The 17,960-nt window shown below is 47.0% G+C and carries 11 protein-coding genes; 4 read left to right on the forward strand and 7 right to left on the reverse strand.

Features of this window, described 5'->3' with window-relative positions:
• Nucleotides 1-79 precede the first annotated feature (79 nt).
• Nucleotides 80-685, forward strand: coding sequence for an LON peptidase substrate-binding domain-containing protein (locus SGRA_RS07690; protein ID WP_015692073.1), 606 nt, complete (start codon nt 80-82; stop codon nt 683-685).
• A gap of 718 nt (nt 686-1,403) precedes the next feature.
• Here the strand turns inward: SGRA_RS07690 and SGRA_RS07695 are convergent.
• Entirely contained in the window at nt 1,404-2,852 is a 1,449-nt protein-coding gene (locus SGRA_RS07695; RefSeq protein WP_015692074.1) for an L-serine ammonia-lyase, read from the reverse strand.
• Nucleotides 2,853-3,138: 286 nt separating this feature from the next.
• Here SGRA_RS07695 and SGRA_RS07700 point away from each other — a divergent pair, with 286 nt between their 5' ends.
• On the forward strand, nt 3,139-4,929 hold the full coding sequence (locus tag SGRA_RS07700; protein ID WP_015692075.1) for a BamA/TamA family outer membrane protein: 1,791 nt from the start codon (nt 3,139-3,141) through the stop codon (nt 4,927-4,929).
• 212 nt (nt 4,930-5,141) lie between these two features.
• Nucleotides 5,142-5,813 (forward strand): Crp/Fnr family transcriptional regulator, encoded by a 672-nt coding sequence (locus tag SGRA_RS07705; RefSeq protein WP_015692077.1) that lies wholly within the window; start codon nt 5,142-5,144, stop codon nt 5,811-5,813.
• Between the two features lie 69 nt (nt 5,814-5,882).
• On the opposite strand, the gene SGRA_RS24260 is transcribed toward SGRA_RS07705, so the two are convergent.
• The 6 genes from SGRA_RS24260 to SGRA_RS07740 all read right to left on the reverse strand — a co-directional run bounded on the left by SGRA_RS24260 (nt 5,883) and on the right by SGRA_RS07740 (nt 14,104).
• Nucleotides 5,883-8,438, reverse strand: coding sequence for an OmpA family protein (locus tag SGRA_RS24260; protein WP_015692078.1), 2,556 nt, complete (start codon nt 8,436-8,438; stop codon nt 5,883-5,885).
• Nucleotides 8,439-8,701: 263 nt separating this feature from the next.
• Nucleotides 8,702-9,691 carry a PorP/SprF family type IX secretion system membrane protein gene (locus SGRA_RS07720; protein ID WP_015692079.1) on the reverse strand — a complete coding sequence of 330 codons (990 nt, stop codon included), beginning with the start codon at nt 9,689-9,691 and terminating at the stop codon, nt 8,702-8,704.
• 587 nt (nt 9,692-10,278) lie between these two features.
• Entirely contained in the window at nt 10,279-10,563 is a 285-nt protein-coding gene (locus tag SGRA_RS07725) for a hypothetical protein (protein WP_015692081.1), read from the reverse strand.
• Nucleotides 10,564-10,615: 52 nt separating this feature from the next.
• On the reverse strand, nt 10,616-11,254 hold the full coding sequence (locus SGRA_RS07730) for an RloB family protein (RefSeq protein WP_041329562.1): 639 nt from the start codon (nt 11,252-11,254) through the stop codon (nt 10,616-10,618).
• Complete coding sequence (locus SGRA_RS07735; RefSeq protein WP_015692083.1) at nt 11,235-12,539, reverse strand: AAA family ATPase; 1,305 nt, start codon at nt 12,537-12,539, stop codon at nt 11,235-11,237. Before SGRA_RS07735 ends, SGRA_RS07730 begins: the two co-directional genes overlap by 20 nt.
• A gap of 65 nt (nt 12,540-12,604) precedes the next feature.
• On the reverse strand, nt 12,605-14,104 hold the full coding sequence (locus SGRA_RS07740; RefSeq protein WP_015692084.1) for a sodium:solute symporter: 1,500 nt from the start codon (nt 14,102-14,104) through the stop codon (nt 12,605-12,607).
• 327 nt (nt 14,105-14,431) lie between these two features.
• Here SGRA_RS07740 and SGRA_RS07750 point away from each other — a divergent pair, with 327 nt between their 5' ends.
• The gene (locus SGRA_RS07750) at nt 14,432-17,059 is read left to right on the forward strand and encodes an AAA family ATPase (protein ID WP_015692086.1); all 2,628 of its coding nucleotides are present in this window, start codon (nt 14,432-14,434) and stop codon (nt 17,057-17,059) included.
• Nucleotides 17,060-17,960: the final 901 nt, after the last annotated feature.

Here is a 17,960-nt window from a genome sequence, read left to right on the forward strand (position 1 = left end):
TTGGCCCTGCCTACTCTACTCACAAACATATTGCTCAACTGTTTTTATCTTTATGCTGTTACTATAAATAAAACTGCCTATGCTTCAAGCGCTGCCACTCTTTCCCCTCCCCCTAATCAAAATGCCCGGCGAACTGCTCCAACTCCATATCTTTGAGCCCCGCTATCGCAAGTTACTAGAGGACCTCAAAACAGGAGAGCAGCCGCTTATCGGAATTCCCTGCACTATAGAGGAACCCGCCCAAGCAGGTCAATTAGGCTGCCTAGCCCGCCTAAAGTCTATTATTAAGACCCATCCAGATGGCCGTGCTGATATCTACCTAGAGGTCATTGATCTCATCCAATTAGATAGCTATAGCCCAAAATGGCTAGACAAACCCTATCCCGGCGGTCAGGTCCAAGTGCTCAATGCCCAAAATAGCCGCCTTCAGGACCACTGGCTAATGCAACAGCTTCGCCTACTCAAGGCCCAATACCCCCTCGCCCTTCCGCTCTCCCTACAAAATGATATGGGCGAATTTGACCTCCTAAGCCAACTCCCTATTCAAGATAAGGCCAAACTACACTATCTACAATTGCCCCCAGCTAGCAAGGCCCGCAAAGCCTTACTCCACTATGAGGTCAAGCAGTTGGGCCTCTTACTGATGCAACAAAAAGCAGTCTATAAAGGCTTTTGCTTTAATTAAATCAAGCCTTTGGCCCAATAATAAAGAGGAGCAACTACTGTGGTAGTTGCTCCTCTTTTCGGTCTCAGCGAGGGGTTCTCCTAGCCCTACAGAGGGGTTCCCATACCCCTCTGTAGGGGTCGCATAGTCCTCAGGAGGGGTCTTATACCCCCAAGCGAGGACCTATAATAGTCCTCAAGAGGACCAATGAAAATCCTCTTGAGGACTTTCCTTAATCCAAGCGAGGACTTCTCCTAATCCTCAGGAGGACGTCTTTAGGTCCTCCTGAGGACCTAAGATAACCCTTGCGAGGACCTCTGCAAATCCTAGCGAGGACTTCTCTTGATGCTAGCGAGGACCTACAGTAGTCCTAAAGAGGACCTATGCACCTCCTAAGGAGGACCTCTGATAATCCTCTCCCTTATTTTAGGCCCCTATTAGCCAGAATTTACAAAAAAAAAGAGCCAAAGCCCCTAGGCCTTAGCTCCTATTTAATCCTCTAGAACACAGTAAAAATAGATAGGGCTGCTTGGCTTCAATGCTCCCCTATAAGGTATAGCCTAGGGCTAAGGGCCTGCGCTGGCCTTTGGCCAGCGCATCGGCTGAGGGATGGGCAGCAGTGGCGCGAAGCGCCAGACCCAGCGGGCGCAGCCCGCGCAGGGCCGAGCAGACCTGCGAGCTGCGATACAGCCCGACCCGAAGGCCCAAAGGGCCGTAGGGGCAGCCCCAAACCCTCCTCCTAACATTCAGAAAGGCCAATAGGCACCTGTACAGCCAGCCCACCCTCTGCGGTTTCCTTATACTTAAAGTTCATATCTTGGGCGGTCTCCCACATGGCCAAAATGACCTCATCTAGGGCTACTCTAGCTTGGCCCGGCTCCGTTTCTAGGGCCAAATAGGCGGCATTGATGGCCTTAATGGCCCCCATGCTGTTGCGCTCAATACAAGGAATTTGGACCAGTCCCCCAATAGGGTCACAGGTAAGGCCCAGATGGTGTTCCATAGCAATTTCGGCAGCGATTAGAGACTGCTCATAGCTACCGCCCAGACATTCGGTCAGGGCAGCGGCGGCCATGGCCGAAGATACCCCAATCTCGGCCTGGCAGCCGCCCATAGCTGCAGAGATGGTCGCATTGATTTTGAACAAAACCCCCACCTGTCCAGCCGTTAGGAGAAAGCGAGCGATATTCTCCTTCTTAAAGTTATCGGCAAAGCAGATATAATACATCAGCACGGCGGGAATCACGCCAGAGGCCCCATTGGTAGGGGCGGTCACCACTCGGCCAAAGGCCGCATTTTCCTCATTGGCAGAGAGGGCAAAGCAGCTGACCCACTTAAAAATATCTTGATGTGCATGTTGTTTACTTCGGATCAGGCCGATCCATTCTTGGGCATTACTATAGCTAGCTTGCTCGCCCAATAGGCGTTGCATCATGCGGTTGGCGCGGCGGTGCACCTGCAAGCCACCAGGTAAGATTCCCGTTTGATGGCAACCTTTATAGACACAGGCCTTCATGACCTCCCAGATTTCCCAGGCCTGCAAGAGGCTACTTTCGGCGGGCCGCCATTGCTTCTCTCTTTCCAAGACAAACTGGCTAATCGAGGCGCCATCCATAGCTTGGCAATAATTGAGAATATCCTTGGCCTTGCGAACCGAATAGCTAGTGACCAGCTCTGGAAAATCCTCCTCTTCTTGGATCGGGCCATGATCTAGGGCCGAGGCCCATTCAATAAAGCCGCCCCCCACCGAATAATAGGTTTCCTCTAGGGTTTCATTGGCCAAAAAGGCCTTTACTTTTAGTCCATTGGGGTGATAAGGCAGATTTTCGGGCCAAAACTGCAGATCCTGTTCATAGCAAAAAGGGACCTTTATTTGGCCGCCCAGCAAAATGCGTTTACTCGCCTTAATATCTTGAATACGGGCCCCGATTAGATCGGTATCTGTTGTTTTGGGGTCCTCATTGAGCAGGCCCATCAGCACCGCAATATCGGTTCCGTGCCCAATACCCGTCTTGGCCAAAGAGCCATAAAGCTCCAGCCTAATTTGTTTTACCTTTGGCCAATTCTCGGCCCCAAGTCGTTTGTGAATAAAGTGCAGCATGGCATTCCATGGGCCCAGCGTATGCGAGCTCGAGGGGCCAACGCCCACCTTAAACATATCAAAAACGCTTAATGAATCCTCTTGCATAGTTGTTGTTTTCTGTACAGACGAAATTACAATCTTTATTCAATTCGCCTAAGTCCCCTACTTTAAATCGCTTAAAAGTTTTGTTATTATTTATTTGGGGCTGCCCCTACGGCCCTTTAGGCCTTCGGGTCGGGCTGTGCGGGGGCTCGCAGGTTTGCTCGGCCCTGCGCTTTTTCGCTGCGCTCAAAAGCTGGGTCTGGCCTTCGGCCACCCCCTAGCATCCCTCAGCCATAGGGGCGGGCTAAAGCCCTTCGCAAATCCCCCTCTCTTCAAAACAGCTTAGTCTATGCCTTCCTTGCTTATATTTTTGCTTTGCCTATGCTCTACTGTTGTTGTTTATGGGCAGCAGTTTTCCTTAGCCTTTCCCTTAGACAGTTTGCCCAAGCGCTGGCTCAAGAAGCAGGCCCCGCCTGAGGGTTTAACTGCTGCGGCCTTGCAGCAATACTGGCCCAAACAATTGGCTAGGCTACATCAGTTAGGTTATTTGGAGGCCCAATTGGGTCTGCCGAGGCAGTTGGATAGTCAGGCTTATGTTTTGCCCGTTATCTTGGGCCCTGTCTATCACTTAGAGCAGTTGGCCCTAGATAGCATTTCGCCTTATCAGTTGGCGGCCTTGGGGCCAAAGTATTGGGATTTGGAGGGCCGGGCTTTTTCTATGGCCCAAATTGATGAACTAGAACTGGCCTTATTAAAATATGCCGAGCGCCATGGTTATCCCTTTGCACAGACCCATTGGCAGCTGAACAAAATAGCGGGGCAGGATATTTCGGCCCAGCTGCTATTGGACCAAGGGCCATTGATTCGCTTAGATAGTTTGGATATTCGGCGGAAGGGGAAAAAGAAAGGTCCTCCTCCTATTCGCAAGGGGTTTTTGTCTCCCTATTTGGGCCTAAAGCAGGGCCAGCTCTATGATGAGCGGAAAATACAGGCTATTCGCAAGCGGATAGCGGAGCTTCCTTTTTTGGCCCTAACGGCCGACCCCTACATTCTATTTGAGGGGAATTTGGCTCGGCCCATTTTATTTCTGCAGAAGAAAAACGCCAGTCGCTTTGATGTCATCTTTGGTCTATTGCCCAATGAGAATGCGATTCCTCCAGCACCAAAATTCAAATTTACGGGGCAGGTAGATATAGAACTGCTCAACCCCTTTGGGCGGGGGCAGCGGATTTCGGGCAAATGGCAACAATTTGAGACGGGCCGTTCGGAATTGAACCTAGCCTATTCGGCCCCTTATATCTTTAGAACGCCATTGGGTTTGGCGGGCGACTTCTCTATATATCGGAGAGACAGCACTTATATCGACATTATTGGGGAATTGGGGATTAGCTATCTATTTGATGGAAACCAAGAACTGACTGCTTTTTGGAAAAACAGTAGTACAAGCGTGCAGCAAATGGACACCTTAGCGGTTTTACAAAATCGGAAACTGCCCAATTTGGTTGATAGTCGGCAAAATATGTTGGGCTTAGCCTATCAGTTGAGGCGGGTAGATTATCGTTGGAACCCTAGGCGGGGATTTATCTTGGGGTTAGAGGGGAGTTTGGGGCAGAAAACCGTCAGGCCCAATTCGGCCATATTGAACTTAAGGGACCCTGCTGATTTGGACTTTGATTTTGGGCAGCTTTACGATAGCGTCAGTGCGGTGGCCCAATACCAACTGAGTACAGACCTACAATACTTTTTGCCCTTAGCCAGTCGGCTGACTATTATGGGGCGGCATCGGATGGGCTACCTACTTGGCGCAGCGGAAAAGTATGATAATGAGTTATTTCGTTTGGGGGGGCAACAACTTTTAAGAGCCTTTGATGAACAAAGCATACTCTCAGAATATTATCATTTGGTCAGTTTAGAAGTTCGTTATATTTTGGGACAGAACAGCTACAGCTACCTATTTGGGGAGCTAGCTCAGTTTGAGCAGTCTAATAATCAACGCAAAACTTATGCTTTTGGGGCAGGATTGGCCTTAGAAACCCCAGTAGGGGTATTTGCAATAAGTTATGCTTTGGGAAACTATTGGGAAAATGCTATTTTGTTTCGCAATGCAAAAATTCATTTTGGCTACCTAAATCGCTTTTAAGTGACAGCGGGCCAGCGGCGGCAGCTAATAGCAAGAAAACCGTTGAGCGGCCTAGGGATGGAAAGCAGTGGCCCAAAGGGCCAGACCCAGCCGCCGCAGGCGGCGCAGGGCCGAGCGAACAGCGAGCTGCGACACAGCCCGCCCCAAGGCCCATTGGGCCGCAGGGGAGGCCCCTAAAAATAATATGCTAATAAAAAACAAGCCCTACTAAGATGGAATTAACGACACACCTAATCCGCAAATCTTTTCCCTTACTCACGGAACTAGAGTTGCAAAATGAAATTGTAGAATGTTCGACCTTGCGAGCATTTGATGCCAATGAGACCTTAATGGACTATGGCGATTACATTCGTCATGTGCCCTTGATGATAGAGGGGAGTATAAAAGTTTTGCGTCAGTCGGATGATGGCAATGAATTATTTTTGTACTATCTCAATGGGGGTGACACCTGTGCGATGGCCTTTACTTGTTGCATGATGCGCAGGAAGAGTGAGATTCGGACCATTACGGAGGAGGCCAGTCAGGTTATTTTTATTCCTTTGCAAAAAATGGAAGATTGGATGGGGCAATATCGGAGTTGGCGCGAGTTTGTGATGACCTCTTACAACAACCGTTTTGAGGAACTATTTAGTGCTTTAGACAACATTGCCTTTTTGAAGATGGACGAGCGTTTGCTGCGTTATTTGGCCAGCAAGTCGCGTTCTTTGGGGCAGAAGATGCTCAACACCACGCATCAGGAAATTGCCAGAGAGCTAAATGCTTCTAGAGAGGCTGTTTCTCGTTTGCTCAAGAAGCTAGAGCGCAAGCAACTGCTTCGTTTGGGCCGCAATAAAATTGAATTATTATTGGAGCCAGAGGCCTTAGAGAACTGGAGCCGAGACTAGGTTTTGGGGAAGAAAAAAGACCACTTTCTGTATAGAAAGTGGTCTTTTTTTATGCTTATGCCGCTCCTTTTAGTTTGTGCTAGAAGTGGATTCGTTCCTACCGTTTTCTTCTTCTACGGCGGGCGCTTCGGGGCAACCTTGGCAGGGGTCTACACTAATGCCATCCATACGTTTGAGTGATTTCAGCTCGGTGCCGTCCTCTTTCCAATCGATAATAGTAAACTCTGTACGGCGGTTTTCCTGATGTTCCTCTTCGGTACAGGGGATGCCATCATAGCAATCGTTGAGCATGACTTTTTCGCCCATACCTTTAGCTTTGAGGCGTTTTTTGGGAATTCCTTTTCTCATCAGGTAGCGGACCACCGACTCTGCGCGGCGGTTAGAGAGGCGTTGATTACTGCGTCTTTTTCCGCGGGCATCGGTATGAGAAGTAAAGCGTACAGAAGCTTGGGGGAACATTTCGAGAAATGCCACCAAAGAATCTAGGCCAGGGCGGGCATCGGGGCGGATATTAGCTCTATTAAAATCGTAGAAAATGTGTACGATTTCGGGAACGCCTTCTGGGCGTTGGAACCAGATTGTATCGCCTTCTGGCGTGACCATATAGATTTTGTTGCCATTAACATCGATATAATTCTTATTGCCTTCTTGGTCCTCACATTCATCATATCCATTTTCATCTTGATTACCTGTGGGCAGGCAATCTTCGGGAAACTTCTTTTGGTCGGGGCAATCGGCGGTACCGGGCAGGCAGTTGATGGCCAAATCCACCTCGATTGCTTCATCGCCTTTACCGATATTTCTGGTCGTAAAGGTAGAAGACGACTTCGTATAGCCATCTTTAGAAACGATCAGTTGGTAATCACAATCCTCATTGATTTCGAGGAACTCATAATAACCTGTTTCATCGGTTAGGGTAGAGAGCTCATTGAGTGTTCCCTCACAATCTGATTTTAGGCGGACCAAAGCATTGCCTAAAGGTTGTTCAGAGTAGCCATCGATTACGGTACCTCCTACATCAAACACTCTTTCGAGGTCTAGAGGAATTTGGATCACCACCGTTTGGCCGGGTTTGATATCTGCGGCCTTTGTACGAACATTATTGGGGCGGTAGTTAAGCATTTCTGCGGCAAAATCGCAGGGATTATCGAGTCCTACTTCCAAAAAGGCCTTACCGTCTCGGTTGGTGGTATAGCTATCTACGGAGCTACAGGCGGTATAGACCGTAGCGCCTTCAATGGGCATTTCGGTAGCTTTATCAAAAACGATCACCTCTACAGAGATAGACAGCTTCGTAAAGCTATAAATTTGGTCGCCTACGCCATCATCGCCTTGGCCCTCGCCATTATCGCGATTAGAGGCGATTAGTCCGTAAGTTTTGGTTTCATTCATCGTAATCGAGAAATCGTCCTTATTACTATTGATCGGGTAACCGAGGTTGACGGGATCTAGCCAGGCGCCATAGCTTTCGGTCACCTTATAAATATCTAGTCCACCAAGGCCGATTAGGCCATTCGAGGCAAAATAGAGGGTCATATCTACGCCTTCGCCATGGGCAAAGGGGAAAGCCTCATCGCCTTCTGTGTTTACGGTGGGGCCTAAATTGACAGGCACCGACCAGCGGCCGGCCTCCATATAAGAGGCATAGAGATCTAGTCCTCCAAATCCCCCGGGCATATCGGAGGCAAAAAAGAGCATAGTTCCATCCTTAGACAAAGAGGGATGCATCACATTATAGCCTTCATCATTGAAGTCGACCCCTTCGGGTTTATCCCATTTATCCCCTTTTTTATTGACCAGGTAGATTTTTTGGCGGAGCACGCCATCTTCATTTCCGGCCTTACCATCTAAATCGGTAGCCGAGAAATAAGCCTGCGTTTGGTCGGCATTAAAGGTAATTGGGCCAATATGGCGGGGTGTTTTACGGATCTTCTTGGCGTATTTTTCGGGTTCGCCATAATCATAGATATACTTCTTTTCATCTTTGAGGGTCAGTTCAAAGTCAAAGAGTTGGGCAAAGCCGTCTTCGGTCCATTTATCTTCTACAATTTTGGTCGGAAACTTAGACTTAACGCGGTCTCTAGTCGAGCTAATAATCACTCTTTCTTTTTCGCCATCTTTATATAATACGGGCGAAAAGTCATCGGCATTACTGCTCAGCTCTGGCCGTACCTCTAGGTCGTAGAGGTCTCCCGAGGCCCTGAGATTATCTACCATAGATTCCTCGCAGGCTTTTTCTAGAAAGCGAGCTCGGGTATCATCGGGCATAAGTTTGAGGTATTCTCTCACCCATTTGGTGGCCTTTTGGCATTTGCCATTCATTTGTAGGGCCTGCGCATAATAAAGCAAAGTAATGGGTGGGGCCTGTGGCATCAGCGACACTTGTCCGTACCAATACTCCATTTCATCAGAGTTGCGGAGCATACGGTAACATTCAGCAATATTGAGTTTGGCCTCTGATTCATCATACTTCTCCAACACCTTTAGATAGACATCAATAGCGGCCTGATAATTATAGTCCTCCATCAGGCGTTTTGCCTTACGCAACTTTCCTTTTTGGGCCATTAGGCCTGTGCCCAAAAGGCTAAATAAAAGTAGTAGAAGAAAGGATTTATTATAACGCATATATGTTTTATTTAAGCACAAGACACTTTTATTTTGGGGCTGCCCCTCGCTTTGCTCGGGTCGGGCTGTGTCAGGGCTCGCAGGTCTGCTCGGCCCTTCGTTTTTTCGCTGCGCTCAAAAACTCGGTCTGGCCTTCGGCCACCCTTATCCATCCCTCAGCCTGCGGCGGCTTTGCCGCCTGCCAAACGCAGAAAGAGCAGCATAAAAGGTCCTGTACTTAGTCGTTTTATTTTGCTGCTCTTTCCTTGGGTTCAACTTTAATTCTAGAAATAACGGACGTGCTTGGTTTTGCCTTTATAGCGCATCAAGTCATAGCCCAGCATAATTTCATAAGATCCTTGGGCGGGTCCTTGCAGTTCGGTTAGGGTATAATCATAGGCGGCACCGATACGGAGGCCATTTTCGAAGCGCATAGAAATCCAGAAATCGACAGAGTCATAGGTACTTGTTTGGTCAATCACTTGTAGGGCGGTACGGAAAGAAGCCCCTACCCAGAGGCGGTTGTTAAACAAGAGCGAGAGGTCCACATCCATTTCGGTGGGGGCCGCCACATTATTCAGTTCATTCTTCTCAAAGAGGCCCACATGTTTCACGAGCAAAGAGGGGCGAAACACCATTGTAGAGTTGAGGGGAATAGCCACTCCACCCGATACATAATAGTGGCGATATTGTTGGGCCACGGGAATATTGGGGTTATTGGTTTCTTGGCGCAGCGCATTATTGATAAGCATAGGAGCCGAAAGGCCCACAAACCATTTTTCAGAGAAGAGATAAAGTCCACCGCCAAAGTTAGGTAACCAAAGGTTGGGCTGTAAATTCTGGAAAGCGGGATCATTGAGGTCCTCTAGTTCTAGATCGGTCCAATCGGCCGCCCAGTTAGAGACCCCACCTTGCATACCGATAGACAATTTTACGGCCTTATTGATCGGCACATGATAGGCAAAAGAGCCATAGACATTAAACTGACGAGAGTTGGCAATTTGGTCCAAAGACATATTGAGCCCTAGGCCAATGTTTTTACCTTCTACAGGAGAGTGCAAGTTAATAGCCTGCGTCATGGGTGCCCCTTCTATGCCCCACCATTGTTGGCGATGTAAAACACCCATATCCAGTACCTTGGCCGTTCCTGCATAAGCGGGATTATAGCTCATGGGCATGAACATATATTTGGTAAACATAGGATCTTGCTGGGCCTGCATACTTAGGCTCAGCAAACAGCTAAAAAGTAAAGTGTATAAAATACGCGCGCTCATATCGGTCAATTGTTATTAAGAGGAAAGTCATTTTGCGAGGGGGGCCAAATGCATCTGTATTTTCTGGTCCAAACCCTCACAAAAATAGCATTTAAGTTTTGGAAAAGAATAATTTTCGATTCTTATCCCTACAGATGCAGTTAAAAAACGTTTTTGGGCCTTGGCTTGTCCGCTTGGAGGCCCTAGTTTATTAGAAATTAGCCTCCTAAGCCGCACTTTCTTGCGTCTAGCAGGGCCGCAGGCAATAGCCAGATTTAAACGCACTCACTTTTATCGTTTGCAGCAATTTCCCGCTAGTCGGCCCTATTTTTCTCGGCCATAGCGAAGGCTATGCCCTTAAAAAATAGCTGGCCTAGCCAAAAATTCATAGCAAACAATGGCCAAAGCAGCGCGATTAAATCTGGCTGAGGGATAGAAAGCAGTGGCCCGAAGGGCCAGACCTAGGCGCTTTAGCGCCGCAGGGCCGAGCGATCAGCGAGCTGCGACATAGCCCGACCCGAGCAAAGCGAGGGGCAGCCCCAAAAAAATCGCCCCTAATAACAGTGTATTAGGAGCGATTCAGAAAGGCTTTTCCTTAGGGCTAGCCTTTAAATAATGAAGATGGTTTCGGTTTCATCTTGGGCCGGAAATTGGCGGCTGAGCAGCCCAGTAACCTGCTCTCGCATTTGCTCAAATTGGGCCCGGACGGCCTCCAAAAAAGGCTGATCGACCAAGGCTTTGAGCTCTTTGAGGTTGCTCATGCCCTCGCCTTGTCTAAACTTATAGGTCTGCTCGTAGAGGCCATCTTCAAACTTGATGCTGTAGCGCAATCCCTGCTCGAAAAAGGTGACCTTCATGTCGGTGACCTCTTCTAAATATCCAATAACTCTCATAATTTTATTGCTTTTGGGCAAAGATAGGGAAATTAGGGAAAAGGGAGCCTAGTTAGAGACCGACTAAGTCAATCAGCTTATAAATATCTGCAGCCGCATCGGGCTCATTTACTTTCTTCAGTAGCTTTGCGCTATCGTAAGCCGCTTTCTGATTGGGTTTGAGTAAAGCATAAAGATTTGCGGCCCCCTTCTTAGAGCTTTTGTAGTAGTTCTCTGTTTTCTTATAACTAACTAAGTGCTTTTTCAAATCAGGCAGTAAGTCATTATAGCTCAAATAACACCTTTGTGTTTGTTTGTAGTGCAACAACAGCCAAAACTCTAGGCAAGGAAAGTTTTCCCAAACTTCAAAAATTTCAGGAAAGTCAGCTAGTAAATTAGTTTTGATACGCTTATAATCATTTAATTTCTTAGGGTTCCCCTCTCTATCCTCTTTATAGGGCACATCTAAATCAACAATCCAGATCACCTTATCTCCTAATGTAGCATCTGCTTCCTGACAAATTTCGCTTAGCTCTTTTTCTATATCTTTAAGTGTTTTTTTAGTTGGCAGACGAGGCGCAATATCTATATCTAAGCGTTCAAAACCTTTTAGGCTATCCAGATACCACTTCTCCGTATCTCCATCCACAAAGAAGACTAACTTTTTCTTTACACTTCTTTTTTTACGGGCTTTAGTCGGTCTTTTGCGCATTGGCTAAGGGATCATCTAAATTGGGAATTGCACCAAGTCGCCCTTTTTCATAGGCATGATAGTAGGCCTCTGAAGAGCGAAAATCTTTAGCCTCAAAATCAGCTAAAGAGAAAAGCTCTGAAGCCCCATTGGCTTGTTTTTCTGTAAACCAAATGGCATCCGCCCGCAGAATATCCTTAGAGCGCAAAAGCTCTCTTTGGTGGGTGCTGAGAATAAGCTGTGAATTGGGCTGACTATTAAGTAAAAAGCTAAGCAGAAAATGCTCTAATAGTTCGGGATGCAAGGAGCTGCCTACCTCATCAATAGAAAAAATAGCTGCTTGACTGGCCAGAATAGCGAGCAGGCCACTAAAACCAAAATAGCGTTTTGTGCCCTCAGATTCTTGTTTTAAATCTAATAGATAGCTCTTGCTTTCCTCCTCCCCTTTGACCAAATGTTCAATTCGGACCCTTTTATACTTAACTCCTTTTTCTTTCAGGGCTTTAGCTAAATTAGAATCTTTCTCTAAAAGCCTTTTCATCTGTTCTGGCAAATGCTCTTGTTCCTCAAAAAACACATTCTCTATCTTCAGGTCTGCTTTTTTCAGAAAGGATAAAAAGAGCTCCTTATCTAAAGTTCCTTGATCTAATTTTCTAGAAATAAAGCTAGTCAATTTTGTTTTTGGATCTATCATAGGGTGTAGAACCTCCTTAAACCAAGAAAGCGCAATTCTTAACTCTCGACAATCTGTATTGGCCTTATGAAAGGCCCCCAAAACAGTGCGATTCCAGAGTACATGGGTCTTTAGACTTTCCTGCTCTATTTTAGAGAGTTTAATCTTAGAGCCCCAATTGATTTCGCTCAACTGCTTGGCTACATCTGTTTTTCGCTCAAAAACAAGCGCCCGACGAGGTTCATAATAATGTAGACTTTCCTCTAAAATTGCTTCTTGATTAAAGCGAAAATAATAGTCAAACTCAATTCCTTCATGAATAAAGCGAATGCCTAGCGCACTATCCTTTTCTAGCGGATTATCACAAAACAAAAAAGGTTGATAGTCAATTTCATCGCTTTTATCGTTAGCTGCCTCTAGTTGTAGGTCACGCATAAATTCTAAGGCCTTCAACCAACTACTTTTACCTGAAGCATTGGGACCAAAAATATACAGCAACTTCAACAGCTTCAATTTACTATTGGGCCGATGAATATAATATTCACTTAAATGCTCCGCCTTATTCGCCTCAAACGATAGGGTCTGAGCTTCTTGGATGGGACCAAAGTTTTCTACTAAAAAATCTATAATCATAAGTTTTCTACTATTTCATGTAAATATACAGCATCTAAACCAGAAATAAAAGCAAACAAATGACTTTAAACCTTTGCCCGCCTCGACAAAAGCAACAGCCCCAACAACATCAATCCCCCATTCAACAACAAGATTTCAAAGCCAAATTTGTAGCCCCAAGCTTCTGCATAATGTTTGATGACAAAACTGAGCAAAGGGGCCCCAATGGCCAAAAAGGGAATGTATTGGTCCTTGACAGTCCTTTTGCTAAACAAACCAAAGCTATAAAGGCCCAATAATGGTCCATAGGTATAACCCGCCGCCTTAAATAATTGATTGATCACCGACTGCTCATTGATGTAGGCAAACAACAAAATAACCCCCACCAATAAGGCCGAAAAAAAGAGGTGCACCCGCTGCCGACGCTGCTTAGATTCCGCTGTCTCATCCTCTTCCGACATCCCCAAAATATCTATGCTAAAGGAGGTCGTCAGGGCCGTCAAAGCAGAATCCGCACTAGAGTAGGCCGCCGCCACCAAACCCAACAAAAAGCAAATGCCCATGAAAATCGGCAGCTGGGTTAAGGCGAGTTGTGGATAAATCAAATCATAGGCAATTTTATCGCCCCGCATCGGAAAATCTAGGCCTTTTTGCTGCATATACAAGAATAAAAGCCCACCCATCCAAAGGAATAAAAAATTGACGATCAATAAGATAGCACTAAAGCTATACATATTCTTTTTGGCCGATTTTAGATCTTTGCAGGCCAAGTTTTTTTGCATCATGTCTTGGTCCAAACCCGTCATGACAATCGTGATAAACATGCCCGAGAAAAACTGTTTGAAGAAGTTGTTGGGGTTGCTCCAGCCATCTTCCCAAAAGAAAAATTGCCCCAAATTGGCCGCATCTAAGGCCGAAAAACTCTCGGCTGCGCCCAACTGCATGCCCGATAATAGGTAGTATAAACTAAAGCCCAAGGCCAATAACATCATGCCCGTTTGCAAACTATCGGTCCAAATAATCGTCTGTAATCCAGAGCGAAAGGTATAGGTCCAAATCAAAAGCACCGAGCCTGAAGTGATGGCCCAAAGCGGTATTTCCCAACCGCCCAAACGCAAAATGCTATCTAAAACCAACACCACCAGATATAAGCGAAAAGCCGCCCCTAAGGTCCTCGATAAAAGGAATAAACTGGCCCCCGTTTTATACGTCCGCTCCCCAAATCGCCCCTGCAAATAACTGTAAATGGAGGTCAAACGCAAACGATAATATAAGGGCAATAAAACCTCTGCAATGACCAGATAACCCGCCAAATAACCCAAAACAACCTGCATATAGGAAAAGCCCTGATTGAGCCCCCCAGCTCCCACTACCCCCGGTATCGAAATAAAAGTTACGCCCGACAAAGAGGCCCCAATCATCCCAAAAGCCACCAAGGGCCAGGGCGCCGCCCGATTCGCCCGATAAAAAGCCGCATTGCTGCTGTTTCCCCGACTCTGCCAAAAGGAGAGCAGACTCAAAAAGATAAAATAGCCCAAAAGCAAAAGCAGGATCCAAGCCGCCGATAGTTGTAGTGGATAGTTCATAGTTTTTGTTTTTTCTTGGGGCCCGCGGCCGCCCTTCAATTTGGGGCGGCCGCCGCTATGCTGCGGGGCTCACAGGTCTGTTCGGCCCTGCGCGGGCTTCGCCCGCTGGGTCTGGCCTTCGGCCACCCCTCCGCAGCGCTGGGCCATCGGCCCTTCGGGCCCAAGGCGGCAAAGCCGCCTTGCCGCAGCCCGCCAATTGGCCCAAATTTAAGCCCTAAAAAGAGCCAAACAAACTCTTTGGCAGAGATAGCAAGCAAAAGTTTGAAAAAGTTGTATTTTTAAGGACGCAAAAGTCCCCAAAATTAACCGAATTTTTAATCCAAGAATATGAGTGCCCTAGGCGGAAACTATAAATTCAAGCACCTCAAGGTGTTTGGCTCGGTAGAAAATCTCTACCAAAATGTAAAAAAATATAGACGGGTATATGATGAGTCCGAAGCTCGTTATATCTATGCAGAAATGGCCCTCTATAATAAGTTGTTCGATGAAAAAGATTGGAATATTAGCCTGCGCCTAATATGTACCAACGAAGCCACAGAAGAACAACTCTGCGAACTCAAAAAAGACTTTAAGGTCAGTAAGGATACTAATGTCTTTTATGTGCGCGAAGGCTGGGGAACCCCGCAGCCCGGCTGGTGGAAAAAAGGCAAGTACCGCTGGGATGCCTATATCGGCGACGATTTTATTGGGACTAGCCACTTTTATGTTACCGATGGCGGCCTAGTGACGCCCACAGAAAATCCCTACCTCAAAATTAAACAGGTCCGCCTCTTCGAAAGCGATGGGGAAGGCCTCGATTTAGAAAAGCGCCAATATCTTCAGGTCTTTTCTCAAGCCAAAACTCGCTATATCAATATCGAAATGGCCGTGGACCTCCTCAAAGAGGAAGAACTGCTCCCCCTAGAGTTTCAATTTAATTTCTATAATGATGCAGGCCAACATAAGGCCTATATGGAGTATTTCTCCGAAATTACCGATAAGCGACAGCAACTGAGCTTCGATACAGGTTATGGTCTCGATAAAGGCGGCTATTGGTTCGAGGATCGCTATACCCTAGAAATTATTTTCATGGACCAACTCATTGGGGTGGTCCCCTTTGAAGTGGGCCAAGAAGAGGAAGCCCTACAAGGTAAAATGCCGTTCCAGCTTTCTGGCCGCAAAACAACCACCCTGGGCCAACAAAACGAAGAAGGCGAGGAAGAAGTGAAAAAACTCAGCTATGAGGAGGCCGTGGCCGAACTCAATGCACTGATTGGCCTAGAATCCGTCAAACAACAAATTGATGAACTGGCCACTTACCTCAAGTTTATCCAAATCCGTAAGGAGAAAGGCTTTAAGGAAAATGCCGCGATCAATTTGCATACGGTCTTTATGGGCAATCCCGGCACGGGTAAAACAACCGTGGCCAAAATGCTCGGACAAATTTATGCCAGCCTTGGCCTCCTCTCTAAAGGCCAAGTGCATGAGGTGGGCCGAGTAGATTTAGTCGGAGAATATATCGGCCAAACCGCTCCCAAGGTCAAAAAAGCAATTGATAAGGCCCGTGGCGGTATCCTCTTCGTCGATGAAGCCTATGCCCTCTCCGATCGTGGCGATGACGGAAAAGATTTTGGTAAGGAAGTCATTGAGGTCCTCATTAAAGAGATGTCTGATGGCGCCGGCGATATTGCGATCATTTTCGCAGGCTACCCCAAAGAGATGAACCTCTTTATTCATAAGAATCCAGGCATGAGCTCTCGCATTCAGTCTACAATTCACTTCCCCGATTATCGCCCCGATGAGCTAATGCAAATTGCCGATTATGCCGCCGAAAAACGCGATATCAAACTGGATGAAGAGACCCTCAAGTTTCTTAACCGCAAGGTGGTCGAGGCTTATCGCGGCCGCAATGATAATTTTGGCAATGCCCGCTTTATCAATGGCGTAATTGAGGAATGTAAGCAGAATATGGCCCTCCGCCTGATGCGCCTAGGCGTTGAGGAAATGGAAAAAATGGAGGCCGAACAATTGTCTACCGTAATTCTAGAAGATGTAGAAAAAGCCTTTGGCCTAACAAATAAAGCCAAGGTGCATATTCCCATTGATGAGCCCCTTTTGCAAGAGGCCCTCAATGAGTTGCATAGCCTGGTCGGCCTAGAAGATGTCAAAAGAGATGTGGATGAGGTGGCCAAATTGGTCCGCTACTATACCGAAATTGGCCGCGATGTGAAAAAGGCCTTTTCGCTACATACCGTTTTTGTCGGTAATCCCGGTACCGGAAAAACGACCGTGGCCCGCATTCTGGTCAAGATTTATAAGGCCCTAGGCGTTTTGGAACGTGGCCATTTGGTAGAAACCGACCGCAAGGATCTGGTGGCTGGCTATACCGGCCAAACAGCCATCAAAACCGATGAAGCGATCGAGAAGGCCATGGGCGGCGGCCTCTTTATTGATGAGGCTTATGCGCTTACCCAAGGTGGCCAAGGCGATTTTGGTAAGGAAGCCGTAGATACTTTGCTCAAACGCATGGAGGACAAAAGAGGGGAGTTTATGGTCATTGTCGCTGGTTACCCCAAGGAAATGCGGCAGTTTCTAGAAAGCAATCCCGGCCTGCTCTCTCGCTTTGATCGCACCCTCAAGTTTAAGGATTATACCGCTGAGGAACTCTTTCAAATTGCCTCGGATATGTGCGAGCAAAAAGATCTTTATCTGGATCAGGAGGCTAGCAAGTTGCTCCAAAATTATATTCAAGACCTGCTGGACCACAAACATAAGTATTTTGGCAATGCCCGTAGTATCCGCAAGGTGGTGGATGAGGTGGTGCGCCGCCAAAATCTCCGCTTGGCCAGCATCTCACATGCCGAGCGCAGCCACGAAATGGTCAAGACGATCACTGCCGCCGATCTACAAGATTTCCGCCTGATCGAACAAGACGAACAACGCCCCGGCTCTATTGGCTTTAATCACCGCGGCTAAATCTATAGCCCTTGTATAAATGACTACGCCTAGTCTTCTCTAAAGAAGGCTAGGCGTTTTTTTTGGCCTCCTGCCTGCAGCATCCGCTACCTTTACTCCCTTTGGTCGTCGAACTGCGGCCTAAAGGCCTTGTTGTGGCCTGCGGCCCTTCGGGCCTGCTATATGGGCCTGTTGGTTGAACCCCTCATAAATTTAACAGGACTATTTAAACTTTTCTGATTCCCCTTTTCATCGCCTAGGGACAAGCCCCTAGGCTAGCTTTTTCAGACAGCCCTCTAAAGAGGGCCTTTGGATAAGGACCTGCTCTGCAATAACTACATAGTAATGACCTTCTAAGGGACTGTTTAAAATTTTGTGTCTGCCCTTTTTGCTGCCTAGGGACAAGCCCCTAGGCTAGCTTTTTCAGACAGCCCTCTAAAGAGGGCCTTTGGATGAGGTCCTTCTCTGCGATAACAACTAAACAAGGCCTTGTATATCAACAGTTGAGGCCCTCGCAGAGGGTTGAACCCATTAGATTAGCCTAGGGGCTTGTCGCCTAGGCGATGATTGGCCAAATCCTAAGCAGCTAAGGCCCAAATTTTATTCTAATACACAAAATCCCGAACAGTCCCCCTTCTAAACATCATTGATTATAGCTCAGGCATCGTTAATGACCTTCCAAACATCATTGACTATAGCTCAGGCATCGTTAATGACCTTCCAAACATCATTGACTATAGCTCAGGCATCGTTAATGACCTTCCAAGCATCATTGACTATAGCTCAGGCATCGTTAATGACCTTCCAAGCATCATTGACTATAGCTCAGGCATTGTTAATGACCTTCTAAACATCATTGACTATAGCTCAGGCATCGTTAATGATGCTAAAAAGATCATTCTCTAGCTCTTTGAATAAGTTC

Source organism: Saprospira grandis str. Lewin (assembly GCF_000250635.1).
GTDB classification, from domain to species: Bacteria; Bacteroidota; Bacteroidia; order Chitinophagales; family Saprospiraceae; genus Saprospira; species Saprospira grandis.